Below are 18,482 nucleotides of genomic sequence, written 5' to 3' on the forward strand. Positions count from 1 at the left end.
GGCAAAATAATATCCTTTGCACCGTCTTTTAAAGCGGTGATATATTATTTGACAGTTCATCTCGATTTTTCAGGATTTTTGTAGAATAGAATTTACAAAAATCCTGAAAAATCATAACCACTATATCCTATTTGTTACACCGCTCTAAAGAACGATGCAAAGAATAATTTGAGGGACACCTTTTCAATGTAATTTGGTTGCATTTTGCTCCTATTGTTGAAAAGTTTGGATGAACAATTGAGTCACGAATTTCTTCCATGCTTCGAAACGATTATCTTTGCTCAACTATGGCCAAAAAGGAAAAGAAATATGTTGAAACGCCGCTGATGAAGCAGTATTATACCATCAAGGATAAACATCCTGATGCTATTTTACTTTTTCGTGTGGGCGACTTTTACGAAACATTTGGGGAGGATGCCATAAAGGCGGCTGAAATTTTGGGAATTACCCTAACAAGGCGGGCAAACGGCGCTGCCAGTTATGTTGAGTTGGCGGGATTTCCGCATCATGCGCTTGATACGTATTTGCCAAAATTGGTACGGGCCGGACAGCGGGTTGCAATATGCGAGCAGCTGGAAGATCCGAAAATGACCAAGAAAATCGTAAAACGCGGAATTACCGAGTTGGTAACTCCAGGTGTTTCCATCAACGACAATATTCTTGAGAACCGTGAAAACAACTTTCTTGCTTCCGTTCATTTCGATAAAAAACGAGCAGGGATTGCTTTTCTTGATATCTCCACCGGAGAATTTTTGGCGGCCGAAGGAAGTTTTGAATACATCGATAAATTACTGAATTCGTTTCAGCCTAAAGAGGTGTTGTTTCAACGCGGAAGAGGGAAGGAGTTCAACGATCTTTTCGGAACAAAATTTTACACCTTTAATCTTGAAGACTGGGTGTACACCGACGATGCTGCCAACGACCGATTGAAACGACATTTTGAAACCAGCTCATTAAAAGGGTTTGGTGTAAATAATATGCAGTTGGCAATTATTGCTGCCGGAGCCGTTTTGCATTACCTCGATATCACCCAACATCAGAAACTGAGTCACATTTCAGGATTAAGCCGCATTGAGGAAGAACACTATGTTTGGCTCGATCGCTTTACCATTCGTAACCTGGAGTTATTTGCGCCGATTCAGGAGAGTGGAAAGGCGCTAATTAATGTGATCGACAAAACCATCACGCCAATGGGATCGCGTTTGCTGAAACGATGGATGGCGCTGCCCTTAAAAGATATCGATCCGATAAACGCGCGGCTGGAAGTGGTAGAGCTTTTTCTGAAAGATCCGGAAACAAAAGAAAACCTGGAAGAACACCTGCGTCAGATGGGTGATCTGGAGCGACTGATCTCGAAAGTTGCTGTGGGAAGGATCAATCCGCGCGAAGTGATGCAGGTGCGAAATGCACTGACTGCCATTATGCCGATAAAAACTGCTTGTGCCGAAGTTGATAATTCGGCCTTAAATCGTTTTGCAGAGCAATTAAATCCCTGCGATCTGATTCGGGAGCGAATTGAAAAGCAGCTTGTTGCCGATCCGCCAACGGCTATTAATAAAGGCAAAGTAATTGCAGAAGGTGTTTCGGAAGAACTCGACGATCTGCGAAAAATCGCATATTCTGGAAAAGATTACCTCGCACAAATCCAAAAACGCGAAAGCGAAAAACATGGAATTCCATCGCTGAAAATCAGTTTTAATAATGTTTTTGGATATTACATTGAGGTGCGGAATACTCATAAAGACAAAGTACCGCCCGAGTGGATTCGGAAACAGACGCTGGTAAATGCCGAACGATACATTACCGAAGAATTAAAAGAATACGAACAGAAAATTTTGGGTGCCGAAGAAAAAATCCAGTCGCTGGAAACTAAACTTTTTGGCGAGTTGATTTTTGCTTTGTCGGAATACATTGCCGCTATTCAGCTAAACTCGAATATATTGGCTCAAATCGACTGTTTGCTGTCGTATGCAAGCTGTGCAACAGCTTATAAATATTTCCGACCGGAGGTAACTGATGCCACCTCGATAGAAATAAAAGAAGGACGACATCCGGTTATCGAGCACCAGTTGCCAATTGGCGAGTCGTACATTTCTAACGATGTAAAACTCGATCAGGAAGATCAGCAGATCATTATCATTACGGGGCCGAATATGGCGGGTAAATCGGCGTTGTTGCGTCAAACTGCATTAATCGTGCTGATGGCGCAAATGGGGTCGTTTGTTCCTGCAGAAGTGGCAAAAATTGGTTTTGTAGACAAAATATTCACACGCGTTGGAGCATCGGATAATATTTCGTTGGGCGAATCAACTTTTATGGTGGAGATGAACGAAGCGGCCAGTATCCTTAATAATGTTTCAGATAGAAGTTTGATCCTTTTTGACGAATTGGGGCGCGGTACATCAACCTACGACGGTATTTCCATCGCCTGGTCGATTGTTGAGCATTTGCACGAACATGCTTACGCCAAAGCAAAAACCTTATTTGCTACCCACTACCACGAATTGAATGAAATGGAGGGAGCTTTCCCGAGGGTGAAAAACTTTAACGTTTCCATAAAGGAAGTGGGGAACAAAGTTATCTTCCTGCGAAAACTGGTTCGTGGAGGAAGTAATCACAGTTTTGGTATTCATGTGGCGGGGATGGCCGGCATGCCAAAATCGGTAATTAAGCGTGCAGAACAGATCTTAACAAAGCTTGAAGGAGGAAAAGAGAAGGAAAGTTTAAGCAAACCTTTAATGGAGATTGGAGAAAACAGAGAGGGAATGCAATTAAGCTTTTTTCAGTTGGATGATCCTGTGCTAAAGCAAATTAGAGATGAAATTGCCGGGCTTGACGTGAATAATCTCACGCCAATAGAAGCCTTAAACAAGCTAAATGAAATAAAGAAATTGACAGGAATTTCTTAAAGGACTTCAATAATTTTTGTCAGATTAAAAAATAGCAATATATTTGCATCGCTTTTGAAAAAGCACGTTCTATAAAATATGCGAGAATAGCTCAGTCCCGACAAACCGGAAATCTTTGATTTCATTGTTTGCCGAGGATGCTCGAAAAACTAACAAATTATAAATTTGAGTTTTTCGGCATTGGTAGAGCACAACTTTTTGGCAAAAGTTGAAATCGGTATTTGAAAAATATTTTGCGAGAATAGCTCAGTTGGTAGAGCACGACCTTGCCAAGGTCGGGGTCGCGGGTTCGAGTCCCGTTTCTCGCTCATTCACGATAATCCAAAGGATGCCCGGGTGGTGGAATTGGTAGACACGTTGGACTTAAAATCCAATGATCATTATGATCGTGCGGGTTCAAGTCCCGCCTCGGGTACCATTTTTTGCGAGAATAGCTCAGTTGGTAGAGCACGACCTTGCCAAGGTCGGGGTCGCGAGTTCGAGTCTCGTTTCTCGCTCTTCAAAGGCTTCACATTTTTGTGAGGCCTTTTTTTATGCCTAAAATTTACACTGTTGCTTCAGGTTCTCTTCTGTACAAACACTTCGTATTGATAATTTGAATGACTTATAACCGATGTGTAAAAATCATTATTGTTTAACAAAAGATTTATAACTTTAAGGGAAAGAAAAACCACAACTTTTTAAATTAACTTTCCTATATCATGAAAACTATTTTAACCTCACTAGTGTGTCTTGCTATTTTCTCAAGTTGTAATAACGATTGTGAATGCACAGAACCGGAACTAATATCATTTGTAGTAACTAGTACATATAAACATCAGGAATCCAATGTGCTGGACTATTTTATTGAATATGATATTTGTTGTGGGTCATGTGATTTGTATTGGCACAATATTAATCCACACACGATAGAATACTGTAGCAATAGCAATTTTATACCAACAGATTCGATGCAGCTGGTTGTTGGTACTTCAGATCTGACAGCAGTAAACCATCTGCCTTACACGAAGAAACCATGGGAAGGTTATCCTGTTCTAAGTATTAATGGGATAAGTGGAGACGGAGTTGTGTACTACCAAGCAGGATTTGAATATGGACGGCTTCCTATCGGCGATGATACCAGTTTTGAAATAATAGAGATAGATACGATTCCATGGGGGCCTGATTCAATGAACATGCTCGGATTTTATTTGATGTTTGATGAAGCTCAGGAATATTGGTTGTATGAAAATTGGCGGACTGGTTTGTGGGAACCAGTGCCTGATACAAATTTTGTAACAACTACATTCAGATATTATATTTCCAATATTGGTTTGTTCGAACTTGACGATTTTATTGATATTGGTGGAGAATGTTATTGTCCGTAATCCAATTAGCCACCGATATAGGATATTAAAAAGTTCTCCGTTAAGGTATTTATTTGTCTATCGAACTACTCAGAGTACGATGCCTTTTTTCTTTCCCAACATTATTGCTATTTTCACATCCAACCAATTAAACTAAATCATGCAAAAACAAATTCATCTATCAATCTGGGTACTGTTTTTAAGTACCGTATTATTTTCATGTCAACCTTCGCCGCAAAAAGCAGAACCGCAGGCTGACGCAACTCAATTCATAACCATCGACGGACCGGACCTGATCGCACCAAACGGCGAAAAATTCTTTATCCAGGGAATCAATCTTGGTAACTGGCTGAATCCGGAAGGTTACATGTTCAAGTTTCAAAAAACAAGTTCGGCACGGCTTATCGACAATATGTTTCGCGAAATGGTGGGACCCGATTTTACCAACGAATTCTGGAAAGAATTCAAAGACAACTACATCACTCGCGAGGATATTCGCTATATAAAAAGCACGGGCGTAAATTCTATTCGCCTGCCGTTTCATTACAAACTGTTTACTGATGAAGATTACATGGGGCTTTATTCCAACCAGGACGGTTTTGCACGCATCGACAGTTTGGTAGAGTGGTGCCGCGAATCTGATTTGTACATTATTCTGGATATGCACGATGCACCCGGCGGACAAACCGGTGCAAATATCGACGATAGTTATGGTTATCCGTGGTTAATGGTAAGCGAAGAAAGTCAGGACTTGTTTGTGGAGATCTGGAGAAACATTGCCGACCGTTATAAAAATGAGCCAATGATTTTGGGCTACGACTTGCTGAATGAACCCATTGCCACACATTTCCCGGAAGATGAGGCCATGTTGAACAAACAGCTGGAGCCGGTGTACATGAAAGCAGTTAAAGCTATTCGCGAAGTAGATAACAACCACATAGTTTTGCTGGGAGGTGCACAGTGGAACGGTAATTTTAAAGTATTCACCGACTCGAAATTCGATGATAAAATGATGTATACCTGTCACCGCTACTGGTGCGATACCATGCAGGCAAATATTCAGGATTTTGTTGATTTCCGCGACTCCGTAAATCTGCCAATTTACATGGGCGAAACCGGGGAGAATACCGATGAGTGGATAGCTGCCTGGACCCGTCTGATGAGCAGAAACAATATCGGCTACCACTACTGGCCCTATAAAAAAATGGGAAGCCCGCGTTGTATGGTTACCATTCCAACTCCCGAAAACTGGGATGTGATTGTAGAGTTTGCAGAAGGACCACGCGACACGTATGAGGCAGTGCAGGCCAATCGTCCCGATCAGGAGTTGGTGAAGCAAGTGATGATGGAGTACATTGCTAACCTGAAACTGGCGAAATGTGAAATAAATGAGGGGTATATTCGTGCGATGGCAATGGAGCCTTAATCAAAAAATGGAATACATACTAAAAAAGCGTGCCATTGGCACGCTTTTCTTTTATATGATATTAAAGTGATTATTGAAACACGTAACGGACATTTAATCCAAAACCTCCCCAGTGGAAGTTGGTTTCATCGATAACCTCAAGCGATGGGCGGTAATCAATTCCCAAAGCCAGGGGGATATCCACAAATCGGTATTCTAGTCCGATTTCAAAAGCAGCCCCCAGGTTAAAGTTGGTTTCGCTGTCTTTACTGCCATCTTCATAATACTTTTTCTCATCTAAAATGGCCAGATACGGACCAACTCCCATATACCAGTTAAATGCTTCGTCGGCCAGCGGACGGTAAAAGAAATCCCATAACAGATCGGCTGCCACACCGTCGCCAAATGAGAGGTCGGCGTGCAGGCGGTTAAATTCTCCTGTCGAAAAAATACCATCGATAGCAACACTTCCGGCAGAAACATCGCCAAAACGTACCCCAATCTCCTGGGCGTTTCCAATAAAAATACCTGCAACAGCCAATATCGCTGTCAGTGCAATTCTTTGTAGTGTCTTTTTCATTTTAAAAAATTGTTTTCTGTATTAATAGTTATTTGCTTAAAATCTTAATCATATCTCCTTTTTTCAGTTCGTCAGTGAGTTCCCGGTTATTAAGAAGTGCCATTTCCGCAAACTTGTCTTGCGGCACTTTGTAATAATCAAACGCATCTTTTAACGAAACCGACGCACTTCTGATTGAAATCACTTTTATCCGGTCGGGTTGAATCGAAAGTTTTGACGAATCGGTAAGTCGGGCAAAGTGTTTCATGGTTGTTTCAAACGCCGCTTGATACCCGTTAAACTTATCATCCAAACAAAGCCCGTGAAAAGTATAAACCATCGCATCCTTTTCGATAAAATACGACAGGATCTTAACCACCTGCTCTTGTCCGGCATCGGTTTGCGAAACCTGTTTTGAAACGGTAGCCACAGCGTTTAACCCATTCAGTGTAACATTACTTTTATCAAGCAGCGTAAGTTGTAAATCGGTAATCGTTTTTTGCGCAACTGCATCGGCACCTTTATCCTGCGATAACTCAAAAATCATAGCGGCATCCTGGCTTTCAGGAACGATTTGCACCTGAAGTGGTGAATTAATTAGTGTCCAGCCTTTTGGAATCGGGAACTGAAATGCCAGATCGGGGTGATAGAACATGTTGTTTTCTACAAATCCCTGACGCGGATTTTCGCCATAAACAATCCCATCAATTAATTTGAGGTATTCGTTGGTGTTAATCTGGTATGATTGAGCCGGTAGTTTTGCCTGCCACTCTTCTGTAACCTGATTTACCGTAATATTACGTTCGCCCGGATCGGGGTGTGTCGACATCCAGGTAGGAACACCTTCGTGGCTACTGTCCATTTGCATTTTATTCAGCACATCAAAAAAGTCGGCCATTTTATGCGCGTCGTAACCAATCTTCGACGAATATTCAACACCCAGACGGTCGGCTTCGCGTTCGTTTGCACGACTAAAACTCAGAAACAATAATTCCATGGCTGCCACAGCTTCGTTGGCAAACTGCGCCACTTCCGGAACTGCTATCATTCCGGCGGCCAGTGCAAGCTGACTGATTTGCTGGCGTGTTTGTTGCTGCGCCGTGTGACGTGCCGTAACATGCCCCATTTCGTGGCCCAAAACGCCCATTAATTCCGCCTCGTTATTAAACTGCGCCAAAATACCACGGGTAAAATAAATGTATCCGCCGGGCACTGCAAAAGCGTTTACAACAGGCGAATCCAACACCCTGAAGTGGTATTGCAGATTGGGGCGATGCGAAATCTTGCCCATTTCGGTTCCCTTTTCTGAAATAAAATTCAGCAATGCTTCATCTTCGTACAAACCAAATGTCGAAATAACCGTTGGGTCGTACTGTGTACCCAGTGCAACTTCCTGTTCTTCCGACATTAGCATTAACTGACGCTGTCCGGTAACCGGGTTAACGGCACACGACGGAATCAGTAGGACTAACGAAACGGTTAAAAGAAGTATGGAAAGTGTTTTGATTGTTTTCATTTTTCTCAAAATATTGAAGTATGGTTAAGAATTTTTATTCATTTGTGTCAAATTGTAATCGATAGCTTGTGTGTGTAAGCTTAATTATTAAATTCGCTCTTATACAAAGATAATATTTACTTCATTTTAAAATTACCCGTATGTTAATACGTAAAACTGTACTTGTTTATTTTAGCCTGTTGGCCTTCCTGTATTCGGCACATGCACAGTCCGAAGCACTGTCAAAAATCGATATTCCTGATTTGAAAGAGTACCTCACTTTTATTGCTTCCGACGAATTGCAGGGAAGAAGCCTTGGTACCGAAGTTGATGGTCTTGAAATAACGGCGAATTACCTGGCAGATTATGCAAAAAAGATTGGGCTAAAACCTGCAGTGGAAAACTATTTTCAGCCGGTGCCGATTCTACATACAGCCCAAAGTACAGATGCTTTTATTGAAGTGAAAAATAAAAAAGGCAAGTCGGTTTATAAATCAGAAGACTTGGTAAAGTTGGATAGAAATGCCGGAGTGTTCAGTCTGGAAAACGAAGCGGTTGTGTTTATTGGTTTTGGCGATAACATTGAGTCGCTTAACCTTGAAGGAAAGATTGTTGTAGCTGCGCAGGGAAGTGCCAAAACGTTTTCGGATGAAGTGTCAACCGAATGGCAAAACCGCACTGAACGTGATAAAATGAATGCGATAACAGCAAAGAATCCAAAAGCGTTGTTAATGATCACTTCGCCAAAAGACAAGGAGAATAAAGCATTTAAACAATTACAGGCCTGGATGAATCGTCCGGGATATAGCGTGAAAAGTGATAAAATTACTGTGCAGCCAGCCGTAGTAGTTGCTAAGCCGGAACTTGCCGACGCTTTGCTTGGAAAAAAAGGACAATATGAAAAATACTTACAAGCAAGCGCATCGGGTTCGAAAACTGTAACCGAAGTTTCGGAAACGGTTAGTTTGAAAATTGGATCTGAACCTGAAGAATTGGAGGGGAAAAATATTGTTGCTTACATCGAAGGATCTGATCCTGTGTTGAAGAACGAGTACATCGTTTTTATGGCGCATTACGATCATCTTGGAATTGGAAAAGACGGTGATGTGTACAACGGTGCCGACGATAACGGTTCGGGAACAGTGGCAATAATGGAAGTGGCTGAAGCTTTTGCTTCCTTAAAGGAAAAACCGAAACGCAGTATCGTTTTTCTGTGGGTGACCTGCGAAGAAAAAGGGCATTTCGGATCGAGTTATTATTGCGATCATCCTGTTTTTCCGTTGGATAAAACCATTGCTTCGATTAACCTCGATATGGTAGGCCGTGTTTACGACGGTCCGCGCGACGATGTTTGGAAAGACTCGCCCAAAAAAGTAAAAGATTTCGATGGCTTGTACACGCTTTCAAACGATGTGTGGCCCGAGTTGGCTAAATTAAATGCAGCGCACTGTGCTGAGTTGGGCTTAATTCCGGATACCAGTTTGCCAAAAGAACGTTTTTTGCGTGCCAGCGATCATTACCATTTCCACAAATACGGTGTGCCTATTTTAAACTATGCCACCGGTTACCATGCCGATTATCATAAGGTCGGCGATGAGGTGGAAAAGATTAACTTTGAGAAAATAAAACGTGTTGCCGATCTCTGCTTTTTAGTGGGTTTTGATTTGGCGAATTTGGAAGACGTTGAATTTTAATCAATAAACATCAAACCTGAAACGATGAACACCAAACTACTTTTTACACTGATTTGTGTAGCGATATCTTTTTTGTCGCTTGCACAAAAAAAGGAAATGCAAACCATCACCGAGAGTGATCTGAAAGCTCACCTTGAATTTATTGCCAGTGATAATTTGCAGGGCCGCGACTTTTTTACCGAAGCGCCCGGATTAAATATAACGGCCGACTACCTGAAAGCGCAATGTGCCAAAATGGGGCTAAAACCTGGAGTTGAAGGTTATTTCCAGAAATTTGAATTGGAAGCGGTAACTCCTGACCCCGATCAAACGGTAATGCGTTTAAAAGACGGCAGCGGGAATGTCAGCTACGAAACAAAGAATATTTTTTCGTTGGGAGGACCTGCTAAAAACGACACTGTTATCGGAGATGTTGTGTTTGCCGGTTTTGGCTGGTACAACGAGGACACGAAATACAATGATACAAAAGACCTGGATTTAAAGGACAAAATTGTGTTGGTGATGACTCGTACCCTCGAGCAGTCGAAAGAAGGCGCTGAACCGGAGATGGAAACCGAAATGAAAAAAATGTCCCGGGCGATGATGGGAGGTGCCAAAGCTATAGTTTTGGTGAGCGACCCGATGAATCCGAATCCCGAGTACATTGAAAGTATCAGAAAATATGCCACCGGCGGAAGTTTGACTTTAAAAGGAGCTAAAAGCTCGTTGATCATTCCGATAAGATTAATTTTTGGAACCGAAGAACTTGCAGACAAAATGTTGGAAGCATCGGGCAAAACGTTGGCCGGTCTTCAAAAAGAGATCCTTGAAAGCGAAAGTCCAAAATCGTTTTCGGTAAACGATCTTACAGCTGAGGTAAAACTGATAAAATCGAACGAAACGGTTGAAGGTAAAAACGTTGTTGCGGTAATTGAAGGCAGCGACCCGGTATTAAAAAATGAGTGTATTGTTTTTACATCGCATTACGACCATTTGGGAATCGATGGTGAAGGTGGAATATACAACGGTGCCGACGATAACGGAACCGGAACAGTGGCGATGCTCGAGATTGCAGAAGCTTTCCAAAGTATGAAAAGGAAACCAAAACGAAGTATTGTTTTTGCCTGGGTAACCGGCGAAGAAAAAGGACTGCTCGGCTCTGATTATTACTCGCAAAATCCGATCTTTCCGATGGAAAATACCTTGGCTGATATCAACCTTGATATGGTTGGACGATCGGCAGAAAAAGAGTTGGAAGTTATTGACTCAGAATCGAAAAGTCTGGCTGGTCCAAATGGGATGTACATCGTTTCCGGAAAGCAAAGTACCGAGTTAATGAAAATTAGTGATGAGGTTTGTGAAGACTTGGGACTGGTTCCGAGCGATGAATTGACAAAAGCTTTTTTGACCAGAAGCGATTATTACCATTTTTATAAAAACGGCGTGCCAATTCTCGGATTGTCAACAGGTTTACACGAAGATTACCACAAAATAACCGATGAGATAGAGAAGATCGATTTCCATAAAATGAAACGGGTTACGCAATATGCGTTTTCGGTTGCTTATAAAGTGGCCAATCAAAACAAACGTTTGGTTGTTGATAAGCCGGTTCAATAGGTTTATTATCCGTGTAAGAGAAACAGCTCTTTCAGTTTTTACTGAAGGAGCTGTTTTGTTTTTATGCGCTTCGATCCTCCAATTTCATGATTTTTCACTGATAAATTTGTGTTAATTATATCAAGCTCAACATCGTGGCTGAATTGAGCAAAAGTTAAATAAATACTTTTGTGCTCTAGAAATCTAGATATCTATATATAACAATACGAAATGTCTAAATATTTAATCATTGGAGGAGTTGCCGGAGGGGCAACAGTGGCGGCCAGGCTACGTCGTTTAGACGAGCAGGCGGAGATAATAATGTTCGAACGCGGAGCGCATATTTCTTATGCAAACTGCGGATTACCCTATTATATTGGAGATGTAATTAAAGAACGGGAGAAATTGCTTTTGCAAACGCCCGAAAGTTTTAAAGCACGCTTGAACGTTGAGGTTCGTGTTTTTAACGAAGTGGTAAAAATTGATCGCGAAAAGCAGGCGGTTGTTGTTCGTAATGTTCAAACCGGAGAAGAGTACACCGAATCGTACGATAAACTGGTATTGTCGCCGGGAGCGGAGCCTATTAAACCACCGATTTCGGGAATTAAAGATCCATCCATTTTTACACTACGAAATGTTGCCGATACCGATAAAGTTAAGGCGTACTGCAACGAGCAACAGCCCAAAAGAGCTGTGGTTGTTGGAGCCGGTTTTATCGGGCTCGAAATGGCGGAAAACCTGCACCACTTAGGAATGAAAGTTTCGATTGTGGAAATGGCCAAACAGGTGATGGCACCGCTTGATTACGAAATGGCGGCAGAAGTGCACCAGCACCTGAAAACCAAACAGGTTGAGTTCTTTTTGAAAGATGGTGTTAACTCGTTTAAACGTGAAAACGGTGTATTGAATGTTACCTTACAATCGGGACGTCAAATAGAGACTGACTTGGTAATTTTGTCGATCGGTGTAAAGCCAGAGAACAAACTGGCGCGCGAAGCTGGACTGGATCTGGCACCAAATGGCGGAATTATTGCCAACGAATATTTGCTAAGTAACGACGAGAATATTTATGTGTTGGGTGATGCGATGGCTTTCCCGCACCCGATCACCGGAAAACTGAGCAATATATACCTGGCAGGTCCGGCCAACAAACAAGGCCGGATTGTAGCCGATAACATCGTTAGTGGAAATACACGAAAATACAAAGGTGCCATTGCTACGGCGATTGCTAAAGTGTTTGACATCACTGTGGCATCAACCGGTATTCCTGAAAAGACGCTGAAGAATGAAATGATGCCTTACACGGCAAATATAATTCATGGTGCATCACATGCCGGTTATTATCCTGATGCACTTCCGTACACTTTGAAAATTCTTTTCCACCCTGAAAACGGGAAATTGTATGGTGCGCAAATGATCGGTTACGAAGGAGTTGACAAACGTATCGACCTGATCGCAACAGTGTTGAAACAAGGCGGGAGCATTTACGATTTGCAGGACATTGAGCACGCTTATGCACCTCCGTTTTCATCGGCTAAAGATCCGGTGAACCAGGCAGGTTTTGCAGCAGAGAACATTTTAAGTGGCAAACTTAAAATTGTAAGCTGGGACGAGATTCACAACTTTCATTCGGATAATATTGTGTTGCTCGATGTTCGTACAGCCGCAGAAAATGAACTGGGACACATTGAAGGTTCAGTAAATATTCCGGTTGACGATATACGCGAGCGTTTACATGAACTTCCAAAAGACAAAAAGATAATCGTTTATTGTGGTGTTGGATTGCGCGGATACATTGCCTGCCGGGTTCTTACGCAGTCGGGTTTTAGCGAAGTATACAACCTCAGCGGAGGGTATAAAACTTACGAGCACTCAATTTGCAAACAAAGTAACGAAGATATTTTCGAGGCCAACTATATTACCAAAAACGACCACATTTATCGAGGAAAAGAGACTAACGGGCAGGCTGTAGTTGAAGGAGCCCCGGTAAAAACCATCCAGGTTGATGCATGCGGTTTGCAATGCCCCGGACCAATTTTGAAGCTGAAAAAGGAGATTGAAAACATTGAACCCGGCGAGCGTTTGGAGCAAATTGCCACCGACATGGGTTTTATGAAAGATGTGAAAGCATGGTGTAACATGACGGGCAATAAGCTTGTTTCTGTTTCTGCTGATAAGGGCAAAGTAAAAGCCCTGATTGAAAAAGGCAAAAAGCAAGAGGAAAGTAGCGCAAAGACGAGTGTGGCACCGGCAAAAAATAAAACCATGGTGGTTTTTAGCGACGATATGGATCGTGCACTGGCATCGCTGGTTATTGCCAACGGAGCGGCAGCCATGGGAAGCAAGGTAACTTTGTTCTTCACATTCTGGGGATTGAACGTGATTAAAAAATCAGATAAGCCACATGTTGACAAGGATATTATGGGAAAAATGTTTGGATCGATGATGGCAAAGAATGCCGGAGATCTGAAACTCTCGAAAATGAATATGATGGGAGTTGGAGCCAAAATGATGAAAAAGCGCATGCTGGCTAAAAAGGTAGATTCGCTGGAAGATATGCTTCAGACTGCCATGGAAAATGGTGTGCAGATGATCGCCTGCCAAATGTCGATGGATGTTATGGGTGTTGACAAAGAGGAGCTGATGGAAGGTGTTGAGATTGGTGGCGTTGCTACTTATTTGGAAGAGGCTGACCAGTCGAATCTGAATTTGTTTATATAAGTATTTCTCGCAGATTACGCGGATTTACGCTGATAAAAATAAAGGGTTTCACGAATGTGAAACCCTTTATTTTTTTATGCACCTCCGATCATCATTTCCTTCACCCTGAACGTAGGGACAGAAAATGATTTATTCAGATCTAAATCGTTGCCCATCATGTCGATGGCATTTAATATTTCGTCGGCAGTTCCGGCGATGGTTACCCCTTTTACCGGATGCTTAATTTTACCGTTCTCGATCCAGAAACCGCTGGCACCACCACTGAAATTTCCGTTTACAGCATTTATTCCGTAACCGGTAATTTGTGTTACCATCAATCCATTTTTAGTGGATGCGATAATTTCTTCAGGAGTTTTATCACCGGGTTCCACATAGATGTTGTGCGTTCCAATTCCCGGAAGTCCGTCAAATCCTCTTCTCGAAGCATTTCCGGTGCTGCTTACGCCTGCCCGTTTTGCAACTTTCGTATTGTAAATAAATCCTTTAACAACTCCCTTTTCTACCAAAACACGTTTTTGGGTAGGAACACCTTCTCCATCAAAAGGAGCGCTGCCCATACCTTTTGCGCGGGTGCCATCGTCAACGATCGTCAGCAAAGGACTGGCAAATGACTTGTCCATTGAATCTTTTAAGAAACTGGCACCTTGCAAAACACGTTCTCCGTTCAGGGCACTGATAATTCCACGTATCAGCGAGCCGGCTGCATCAGGATGAACGATTACTGGTGCTTTTTGTGTGGGTATCATTTGCGGATCGATCAAAGCAGCGGCATCATCGGCTGCTTTTTTTGCAATTTCATCCAACGCTGTAAGGTCCTTAAAAAACCGGCGGGAACAGTATTCGCCACCTGTATTTTTTTGTTCTCCTTTTTCTGCCACCACGCTAACGCCAACACTGCATCCGTTGGTTTTATAACTCTTCGAGATCCCATTGGAATTTGCAATGAAAACCTCGCCTTCAGCCTCGCCAAATGACGCTCCCGAACTTTTTGAAATTCTAGGATCTTCCAATGTCATTTTCTCAAGTTTCAGGGCCATGTCGATTTTTTGTTCCATGGGAATGCTGCTTATTTCGGGATCAAATAATCCTTCAACTTCAGTTATCCCCTCATTATCAGTAAGCACATTGTTCTCGTCGGGAGTGGTGAGTTTGGCAAACTCAATGGCCATTTTCAGCGTTTCTTCCATCGATTTCTCGCTAAAGTCGTTGCAATGACTAAAGCCACTTTTGCCGTCGACAATTACACGGAAGCCAACACCGGCTGAAGCTGCTTCCTCAATGGTGTCAATCTCTCCGTTCAGAACCTGGATGCTGAGGTTTCGTCCTGTTTCCAGGAACACTTCTGCCGCATCTGCTCCCAGGTCGAGCGCTTTCGAAACCAGTTTATTTGTTAATTCTGTATAGTTCATTTTTACTTTTTTTACGTTAAACATGCATTCATCGAGGCAATTAACTTCTGCTGCCACCTACATTTATTCCTCTGATCCGAACCGTAGGCTGACCGGCATCAACTTCAGCCGATTGACCTTTACCACAAATTCCGGGGCCAAAGTCAAGATCGTTGCCAACAGCATCGATGTTTGAAATAACGTCGAGACATGAACCAATCAAAGTTGCACCTTTAACAGGTTTGGTCTTTTTGCCGTTTTCGATGAGGTATGCTTCGCGACAAGTAAAATTGAAAACTCCGGTTACAGGATTTACACTTCCTCCGCTAAGGCTTTGAACATACAGTCCTTTTTTTGTTGAAGAAAGAATATCGGCCGGATCGCTTTCGCCGGAATCGATAAAAGTATTGGTCATTCGCGGAATTGGAATATTTCTAAACGATTCTCTTCGTCCGTTACCGGTGCGTTCCATGCCTAATTGTTTCGCACTAAGTACGTCGGTCATGTATCCTTTCAGAATACCATCTTCAATAAGTACATTCCGTTGCGCTTGTGTTCCTTCGTCGTCGTAGTTTATGGTTCCACGGGCATTTGGAATCGAGCCGTCGTCAACCATAGTAAATACGTCGCTGGCCACTTTTTGTCCCATTTTTCCGGTAAATGCACCAATGCCTTTTGAAATGTTGTCGGCTTCCAGCGGATGTCCCACAGCTTCGTGAACCAGAACACCTCCCCAGCCATTCATCATCACCACATCCATCATTCCGGCAGGAGCAGCCTCGGCATCCAGCATGGCAACAGCTTCGCGGGCAGCACGTTCGGCAACCTGTTCCGGAGTGAATTTATCGAACATCTCAAAACCTGAATGTTTACTCAATCTTTCGCGCGACATGTGGCGGGCTTTCCCGTTATCGCTCATCGTTTGTACAATAAAAAACATCAACGGATTTTCATCCTGGAGATAAACGCCTTCTGAATTGGCAATGATCCGGCCCCTGATTTCATCGTAATAATCAACCGATGCCATTTTAATTACCGGGTTGTAACTCATGGCGGCATCATTGGCACGTTGAATCATTTCAATGCGCTGCGAATCGGCTATATCCTCCAGCGGGCGTTCAACGGTAATGAATGATTTTCTATCTGTTTTATTGATGTCAACCGGAGTGGTTGTAGCACTGTTACGTGCCACGTATGATGCCACTTCTGCAGCTCTCAATAATTTTTCTTCCGTGATTTCATCGGTATAAGCATAGCCGGTTTTATTCCCTGAAATTACCCGAACGCCGGCTCCCTGGCTAATACCATAAAGTCCGTTTTTGAACTTTGATTCTTCCATAACGATCTGGCGCGAAACCCTGTTCTCCAGGTACACATCGGCAAAATCGCCACCTTTCTCCAGTGCTTTTGCAATAACTTTTTTGAGTAATACAGGATCGATGCCAAAGCCGCTTTGTTGCATTGCTGCTTCCGGGCTACAGCCGTTAAGGCTGGTTAAAAGGGCAGGAGTAGTGGCAATAAGAAGCCCACCTTTCATGCTCATCTTCAGAAAATCGCGACGTGGTATGTCGCTGACAGAATAATTCTTCATCATGCAGTTGATTTGATTTTTTTGAAGCTTAAATGTAGCTTTTAATTCTTATAAAAATGGGGGAGGATGTCATGAATTGAATATTTTGTTTAACAAAATTATGCGTGATTTCTGGATGTCAGTGAGACCTGTTTTAAAGAAGCTGACTAGATTTCTGAAATTGCTTAAATAAGTAATTCTCGCAGATTACGCGGATTTACACTGAGAATTATTGAGGGCTCCACAAGTGTGAAACCCTCAATTTTTTGGGTGAGAAATAGAATTAATTTGTTAAAACAATGTGGGATACATTAATAAGAGCTTTTAAAAGGAATCCCAAAATTGCATTTGAGATGGCCTTTTAAAATCATTACCATTATTTTTTATCATCAGCTTATGTTGATGTAAAAATTATTATTCGCTATTTTTCTGAAAGAATCCATTCTAATGGATTAATGCTAATAATATCTAACACTTTCCAATAGTCATTTATAGTGTAAGTACCATTTAATAATGCAATAGGATCAGGTTTGCCATAGTCTCGATAAACAACATAGGCCCCAAGATCATCTCGAGAGGTCCTTGGCTCAACGGGGTAGTAGAGGTCTTCTTTATCTCCCGATACAGTATTATCATATTCACCATCCCAACCAAGAACTAACAGACCGGCAACATGAGCAGCAGACATTGATGTTCCAGACAATGTTGAGTAGGAGTTGTTAAGCGATGTGGAGTAAATGTCAACTCCGGGAGCACAGATATCTATTGGGGGATTTCCAAAGTTTGAAGAACCCCAAAACTGGCCAAGGGTATCGCAGGCAGAAACCGTATAAATGTTCTTGTGATATGCTCCGGCCGGAGAATTTGCTGATGCGTTTACACCCAAGTTCCCTGCAGAAATGGCCACTTTGATACCTTTTTTAGCAATGGCTTCAACAGCATAGTCCATGTAGTCCCTGCTGTTACCGTTAAAGGCAATCAAAACGACGTCACCTGCTTCGCAATTTGCCGCAACAAAGTCAATTCCTTCAAGGGCATCTGCTTCGTAACCGGCACCTTTGCTATCCAGTACTTTTATGGGAATTATAGTTGTACCAGGCGCAACACCAACAACGCCAATCGTGTCGTTTATTGCTGCGATAATTCCGGCAAGGTGAGTTCCATGTCCGTTATCATCGTTGGCTGAACCTGTATACGAAACACAACTTTTACCTGTTAGTACATTCAACTCATCATGTGAACTTACACCGGTATCTATTATCCACACTCTTTTCCCTTCGTTATTAGAACTCGGTTGTGTGTTGCCTAAAACCATACTAACTCCGGATGGTATAACCTGGCTTTCAGGAACTGGGTCAGGAGTCGGTTCATCTTTTGAAGGTTTAACAGGTTTTCCATTGGCAGCTACACCTGTATTTCTTGCTGCGCTTGTCACTTCTGGAGTCTCTTCTTCAAGGAAGAGTGCATCATCAGTACTGATTGTTACACAAACTCCCCAAATAGAATTGCCATATACCTTTTCAATTTCACCGTAAGTGATATTATACTTCTCAAAAATATCAACTGCCAGTTGCTCTATTATCGCATTATTAGCTTCGTATGCTCCCGATATTAGTTGGGCACTTAACAGATCGATATTGCTCTGCAGGCTATCGCTAAATTGAATAATCCAACTTGTTAATTTTGGTTTTGCAGCTTTTAATTGCACATCATCAAAACTATCTCCAACCGATAAGGATTCGTCGCAACTGTTGAAAGCGGAAACTACAAAAAGAAGAATGAGTGTTTTTATTAGAGTTTTCATAGTAACAGGTTTAAAG

The 18,482-nt window shown here is 42.3% G+C and carries 11 protein-coding genes and 3 tRNA genes; 9 read left to right on the top strand and 5 right to left on the bottom strand.

From position 1 onward, the window contains the following. Positions 1–287 precede the first annotated feature (287 nt). The 6 genes from mutS (at position 288) to SLH46_RS04620 (ending at position 5,681) form a co-directional block, all read left to right on the top strand. Complete coding sequence (gene mutS / locus SLH46_RS04595; RefSeq protein WP_320279982.1) at positions 288–2,909, top strand: DNA mismatch repair protein MutS; 2,622 nt, start codon at positions 288–290, stop codon at positions 2,907–2,909. A 235-nt stretch (positions 2,910–3,144) separates the two neighbouring features. Next, positions 3,145–3,217 (top strand) — tRNA-Gly (locus SLH46_RS04600). A 22-nt stretch (positions 3,218–3,239) separates the two neighbouring features. After that, positions 3,240–3,327: transfer RNA gene (locus SLH46_RS04605), tRNA-Leu, on the top strand. A 6-nt stretch (positions 3,328–3,333) separates the two neighbouring features. Further along, positions 3,334–3,406: transfer RNA gene (locus SLH46_RS04610), tRNA-Gly, on the top strand. 204 nt (positions 3,407–3,610) lie between these two features. Then, positions 3,611–4,276 (top strand): hypothetical protein, encoded by a 666-nt coding sequence (locus SLH46_RS04615; protein WP_320279983.1) that lies wholly within the window; start codon positions 3,611–3,613, stop codon positions 4,274–4,276. A 139-nt stretch (positions 4,277–4,415) separates the two neighbouring features. Next, positions 4,416–5,681: a glycoside hydrolase family 5 protein gene (locus SLH46_RS04620; protein ID WP_320279984.1), complete on the top strand. Its 1,266-nt coding sequence runs from the start codon at positions 4,416–4,418 to the stop codon at positions 5,679–5,681. A 70-nt stretch (positions 5,682–5,751) separates the two neighbouring features. On the opposite strand, the gene SLH46_RS04625 is transcribed toward SLH46_RS04620, so the two are convergent. After that, a complete protein-coding gene (locus SLH46_RS04625) occupies positions 5,752–6,240 on the bottom strand; it encodes a hypothetical protein (protein WP_320279985.1) in 489 nt (162 codons plus the stop codon). Between the two features lie 28 nt (positions 6,241–6,268). Further along, positions 6,269–7,735 carry a M48 family metalloprotease gene (locus SLH46_RS04630; protein WP_320279986.1) on the bottom strand — a complete coding sequence of 489 codons (1,467 nt, stop codon included), beginning with the start codon at positions 7,733–7,735 and terminating at the stop codon, positions 6,269–6,271. A gap of 140 nt (positions 7,736–7,875) precedes the next feature. Between SLH46_RS04630 and SLH46_RS04635 the strand changes: the two genes are divergently transcribed. The 3 genes from SLH46_RS04635 (at position 7,876) to SLH46_RS04645 (ending at position 13,704) form a co-directional block, all read left to right on the top strand. Then, positions 7,876–9,408 carry a M20/M25/M40 family metallo-hydrolase gene (locus SLH46_RS04635; RefSeq protein ID WP_320279987.1) on the top strand — a complete coding sequence of 511 codons (1,533 nt, stop codon included), beginning with the start codon at positions 7,876–7,878 and terminating at the stop codon, positions 9,406–9,408. Between the two features lie 24 nt (positions 9,409–9,432). After that, positions 9,433–11,004: a M20/M25/M40 family metallo-hydrolase gene (locus SLH46_RS04640; RefSeq protein ID WP_320279988.1), complete on the top strand. Its 1,572-nt coding sequence runs from the start codon at positions 9,433–9,435 to the stop codon at positions 11,002–11,004. A gap of 210 nt (positions 11,005–11,214) precedes the next feature. Next, positions 11,215–13,704, top strand: coding sequence for an FAD-dependent oxidoreductase (locus SLH46_RS04645; RefSeq protein ID WP_320279989.1), 2,490 nt, complete (start codon positions 11,215–11,217; stop codon positions 13,702–13,704). A gap of 74 nt (positions 13,705–13,778) precedes the next feature. Here SLH46_RS04645 and SLH46_RS04650 read toward each other — a convergent pair whose 3' ends face one another. From SLH46_RS04650 to SLH46_RS04660, 3 genes are all read right to left on the bottom strand, one after another. Beyond that, the gene (locus tag SLH46_RS04650) at positions 13,779–15,113 is read right to left on the bottom strand and encodes a TldD/PmbA family protein (RefSeq protein ID WP_320279990.1); all 1,335 of its coding nucleotides are present in this window, start codon (positions 15,111–15,113) and stop codon (positions 13,779–13,781) included. Between the two features lie 40 nt (positions 15,114–15,153). Beyond that, positions 15,154–16,686, bottom strand: coding sequence for a TldD/PmbA family protein (locus SLH46_RS04655; RefSeq protein WP_320279991.1), 1,533 nt, complete (start codon positions 16,684–16,686; stop codon positions 15,154–15,156). Between the two features lie 397 nt (positions 16,687–17,083). Further along, complete coding sequence (locus SLH46_RS04660; protein ID WP_320279992.1) at positions 17,084–18,466, bottom strand: S8 family peptidase; 1,383 nt, start codon at positions 18,464–18,466, stop codon at positions 17,084–17,086. Positions 18,467–18,482 lie beyond the last annotated feature (16 nt).

It is taken from the genome of Draconibacterium sp. IB214405, assembly GCF_033963885.1.
Lineage (GTDB): Bacteria > Bacteroidota > Bacteroidia > Bacteroidales > Prolixibacteraceae > Draconibacterium.